The sequence below is a fragment of the Methanomassiliicoccales archaeon genome, assembly GCA_038740345.1.
In the GTDB taxonomy this organism is placed as follows: domain Archaea; phylum Thermoplasmatota; class Thermoplasmata; order Methanomassiliicoccales; family UBA472; genus JAJRAN01.
In genome coordinates this window covers 1-5,115 of record JAVYMA010000046.1, presented here as the reverse complement: position 1 = coordinate 5,115, position 5,115 = coordinate 1, and the positions used below count along the sequence as shown (strand labels likewise).

Sequence of the window (5,115 nt, the reverse complement as noted above, 5' to 3'; positions counted from 1 at the left end):
GTAAAGATGTATAAATGAATATAATGATGAATTAATTAATATATAATGATATATAAAAATTATATATAATTACTAAATATTAAAATATAAATTTTGAATTTTATTAAACTATAAGTATTAAAAATAATAAAAATTTTAAAAAAATTAAAAAATTATGTTATGTTTCACATTCCAGGCATTCCACCCATACCTGGAGGCATTCCTCCGCCAGGACCTCCAGGAGGCGCAGGTGGCGCTTTTCGAGATGCTATTACATCATCGATTCTCAAAATCATATTAGCAACCTCAGAAGCAGATTTTACAGCTTGTGTTTTGACCCTAAGAGGTTCTATGACATTTTCTTTTAGCATGTCCACAGGTTCGCCGGTATTGAGGTCCAAACCAGCGTTTTTATTTCCCTTCTTACCCTCATGCGCACTTTTCAACTTTATAACGACGTCGATCGCATCAAGACCTGCATTCTCCGCCAAAGCCCAAGGAATAGCTTCCATAGCCTGTGCAAAGGCTTCGATGGCAAGCTGCTCGCGCCCCCCGACTGAAGAGGCATAATTTGCAAGCCTGAGTGAAAGCTCAATCTCTGGAGCTCCTCCGCCAGGAACCGCTTTTCCATCCTCTAGAGTCACACCCACTACACGCAAAGCGTCGTGCATAGCTCGATCTACTTCTTCAATGACGTGCTCTGTTCCGCCTCTTAGCATCAAGCTAATGGCCTTGGGGTTCTTACATCCGGTTACGAATGTCATGTTCTCTTCGCCAATCTTCCGCTCCTCTATAAGCTCCGCAGAGCCCAAATCGCTTGGCTCAAGCTCCATTACATTTCCAACGAGTTTAGCTCCAGTAGCCTTGGAGAGCTTTTCCATATCACTCTCTTTTAACCTGCGACAGGCGTAAATGCTAAACTTCGCTAAATAATGCTGGACTAGGTCGTCAATTCCCTTTTGGCAGAACACCACATTCGCTCCAGAGTCGCGAATTTTTTCCGCCATTCGCTTTAAGTTGCTTTCTTCTTCATCCAAGAATCGTTGCATTGACGCAGGATCTCTAATTTGAATTTTGGCTTCGACCTCAGTCTTTTTAATCTCTAGCGAGCCAGTAATGAGCGCAATCTTTGCATTCTTGACTGCTTTTGGCATTCGGGGATGAACTCTTTCTTTGTCGACGACGATGCCTTGGATCATAGTGCTATCCGCGATGCTGCCACCGGTCTTTTTCTCTACTTTAACGTTTTCAACGTCAACCTTCCATTTGCCATTGTGCTTCTCGGCAATCGCCTTGACTGCTTTAACGGCCATATCAGCTAAAAAGTCCCTCTGACCGCCGACAGATTTTCCAGTCATAGCCGTTTTGGCAATCTTTTTCAGCATTTCCTCATCATCAGGTGTTACTTTCACCGCCACTGCATCAAGTATCTCCATAGCTTTGGCCGCTGCCATACGATACCCATTTGCTAAAATTGTGGGATGAATATTCTGCTCGATTAGACCCTCTGCCTTTTTTAAAAGCTCTCCAGCAAGTATTACAGAAGTGGTGGTTCCATCTCCACATTCGTTGTCTTGTGTCTTGGCAACTTCGACTACCATTTTAGCCGCAGGATGTTGCACATCAATCTCTTTTAATATTGTTACGCCGTCGTTGGTAATCACAACATCGCCCAAGGAATCAACAAGCATCTTGTCCATACCCTTAGGTCCCAATGTTGATCGGACTGCATCCGCAACAGCGCGCGCGGCGGCAATATTGTTGAACTGCGCCTCCCTATTCTTGGCCCTTTCTGTGCCTTCTTTGAGCACAATTATGGGCTGTTGGCCTCCCAAACCATACGCCATAATAACACCGTGCCACCGGTATTTCAGTGCTTCTATATATAAATTGCTTATATTCTTGACCTCTGGCTTCAAAATCCTTAATTTTAAGTTTCTCTTTTACTAATTTTGGTAAAAATCAAAATGCCTTTTGCACCTTCAGACCATACCCTTCACAAATTTTTCCAACTATTTTCTCAAGATTTTGGAGATAATCAATTGACTCCAATGATAGTTGCAAATTTTGCCAAAATTCGAAGCAATGTAGACGAGAATGTAAGTATTCCATCATTCCTTGCTTAAATCGCATCCTATCAATAATAACACGCGAACATCCTGTTGCGTAGATAGATTTTGCTAATTTGATGAAATCTAATTCATTGAAAAAAGGCATTACAGGTCCTATAAGAACATATGTATCGAAATTTGCATCATTAAGTTCCTTTAAAGCCCTGAGTCTCCTTGAAGGAGGAGGTGCACCCGGTTCAAAAATTCTAGCCATATCGTCATCGACCGTCGTTATCGTTATTCCAATCTCTACCTTTGACAATTGCTTCAATAGGTCTATGTCTCGAGTGATTATATGTGATTTAGTAAGAATGGTAATATCTGCATCATTCCTCACTAATATTTCTAAGCAATGGCGAGTTAGTCTCAATCTTTCTTCTATCGGTTGGTAAGGATCAGTAATAGTGCTTAATCCAATGATTCCTCTTTTCTTTGGCGCTTCAAAACGAAGCAATTTAAGAAGATTTTTCTTAACAATTACATTTTTCCAATGTTGCCGTTCACGCCGTGATATGAACGGGGCATAACAATATACACAATCATGTGCGCAACCATCATATGGATTAAGTGCATAATCAATGCCTGGCAATCGGCTTTCTGACAACGCAACCTTACAGGATCTGCAAACTAATTTATTCTCTATCGAAGTCTCATCAGAACCAAATGATTCGAAATCATGCATAATCATCCATTCTTCTTTGATGTTTAAAATCTCTCAAAATCGCCGATGCTTTAATCCACTTTTCAAGCGGTATATCCATTCGCCTACTGATATGTTTTAATGCCTCTTCGATAGTGTTATAGTTAAAAGGTTTTTGCTTCAACGCCTGGCGAACATTTTCTCTAACGTTCCAAACTCCCACAGGCATAATGTAACCGGGATGAGCCTCTCTGAATATCACGGCTCCAGCCTGTCTCTTTTCCTTTGATAATAATTCATTCACAGCAAGACGGGCGGCATAATAACAGCCACCAATTTCTGCGTATTCCTTCCTGCCCTCATAGAATTCATGACTTGATATAATCGCAACTTGGTCACCCATAGGATTCCAGGCGGTGTTAGGATACCAGGCCTCAATCAACTCATAACGCCACGAGGTAGGCATGAGCATCACGCACCAGCGATTATCCAACTGCTCCCAGTCATAGACCCGGAACTCGTTTATTGTAGGATAGGTCTTATTCTTACTCAATAACGTTTTACCAATCATATCGTCAACAGCAGTGATGCTCCAACGAGTTGGCACAAGTTTTCTGCTTTTTTCGATACCCAAGCAGCCCATGGAAAAGGCCTTTTGGATGCTTGAAATTAGTACTCCATTTTTATAAAGCTGCAAAACTGCCTCCACCGCACTAAGATCTGTATCATAATATGCCTTTTCCATCCTTCTATCATATTTTGGATTTGAGAGGTCCATTTTTTTAACTCTTCCAGATGGACCAAAGGGTTGTATCTCATCATCCAAGATTATCTTTCCTGAGGGTTTCTTTTCGAAGTAAATTTCCACATCCAATGGGTTTATCGTCATGGCTAATTCCCTGGTATAATCAACCACTTTACCTGCTTTTTGAAATTCTTTCACGTCTGTTCTAAATTTTCCTCGGACCAATTTGAAACGAAAATCGGTTATCTCAGTAATGCTTTTCCCGACCCAATTTTCAGGTGTGTCTAAGACTGTTGTATCCCCGTAAAAAGGGGGTACCAAAGGGCCAACATCCACTTTTGGATATCCATGCCTACCTACGAAAACGCCAGGAGGAGAAGAGCCAGATAATTCAACGGTATCGATTAGCGACTTTATACTAAGGTGAGAATAGAATTTTACCATCAGAGGACATAAAGCTTTTCCACAGAGGTTCTTTGATCCTTTACACAGGGAACAGGGAGCATTACGCCTTGGCTCCATAAATATCTCTGAGTCGCGGAATAGATTCTCCCCAGAGGTTGGATCGCCAATCGAACCCATGAGATTTCGTAGGTGAGATTACTATTTTACTTTATCTAGGGCTTTTCTAAAATAATTCCAATATCATTATTCTTTAGAATGAATTATTTTTTTAAATCTTTGAAATTATTGTTTTAAAATATTATATAATAAAAATAAAAATAATCATGCTTATTGTAATTTCTTCAAAGGATTTCTTCCAGAACTATTTTTTCTTTTGAACTTATATTAATCTCTTGCGCTTTCCTATTTCGCGTTCTTTTAATCGAGTTTAAAATATGTCTGATGTCAACGGTTTTTACTGAAATTTAGGAAGGCTTGATTTCATTAGAATTGGCTATTTCACTATTAACCACAGTAACAATATCAACCTGACGAGGAGATCTTTTAATTTTATCAAAAATATGATTCTTACCCCGCCCAGGCCGCCATCATATAGGTGGCATTTTCTTTGAATTCAAGACCTTTATACATTCTTACATTAACTGCATCGAGTTTGTATCCACGGTTAACAAGTTGTTCATACATTAGAGTGTGCTCGCCAGAAAAACGCACGAAAATCCTTCTTCGTCCGTTTGCAAAAGCCCAACGCTCACACGCTTTTATTAGTTCCTGAAATATTGACGTTTGATCCTTGATCTTGTTGTCCACGAGTAAAAGTCGCAGAGCTGCATGATCTGCCTCGTCAATGGGATAGAGGGAATGAACAACAGAAAAGCCTCGGAGGAGACCTTTACGCCGTAAAAGAAAGACTGCTCCTAAATCATTGATAGAAGAGCCGATAATTTCAGGAGCAAGGTCTAACCCGTTGCTGGCTTTTCGACACAAAGAATCTATCTCATTCAAAGTTGAGTATATTTCCTCTAAATTTGAGCATGAGATGTTGGAAGTCTCAGAAGCTGTTAGACCTTTTTCCATTATTATTGAGGTTCCATTAAATTTATAACCGCTCCTTAGATAGAAATCTATGTTTCTTGAGATATTTGTCATAGTCTCCAAACCAATCGTAGTACATTTTTTCTGAGTAAGATATAGTTCGCATCGGGATAACAGTGCTCGTCCAATTCCCTTCCCCTGCA

General features: G+C 40.1%; 4 protein-coding genes. All 4 read right to left on the bottom strand.

From position 1 onward, the window contains the following. Nucleotides 1-164: 164 nt before the first annotated feature. Nucleotides 165-1,826: a thermosome subunit beta gene (gene thsB, locus QW520_08975; protein ID MEM0449936.1), complete on the bottom strand. Its 1,662-nt coding sequence runs from the start codon at nt 1,824-1,826 to the stop codon at nt 165-167. A gap of 115 nt (nt 1,827-1,941) precedes the next feature. Beyond that, on the bottom strand, nt 1,942-2,772 hold the full coding sequence (locus QW520_08970; protein MEM0449935.1) for a radical SAM protein: 831 nt from the start codon (nt 2,770-2,772) through the stop codon (nt 1,942-1,944). Further along, entirely contained in the window at nt 2,765-3,997 is a 1,233-nt protein-coding gene (locus QW520_08965; protein MEM0449934.1) for an Nre family DNA repair protein, read from the bottom strand. The genes QW520_08970 and QW520_08965 overlap by 8 nt, the downstream gene beginning before the upstream one ends. 450 nt (nt 3,998-4,447) lie before the next feature. Next, nucleotides 4,448-4,954, bottom strand: a complete 507-nt coding sequence (locus QW520_08960) for a hypothetical protein (protein MEM0449933.1) — start codon at nt 4,952-4,954, stop codon at nt 4,448-4,450. Nucleotides 4,955-5,115: the final 161 nt, after the last annotated feature.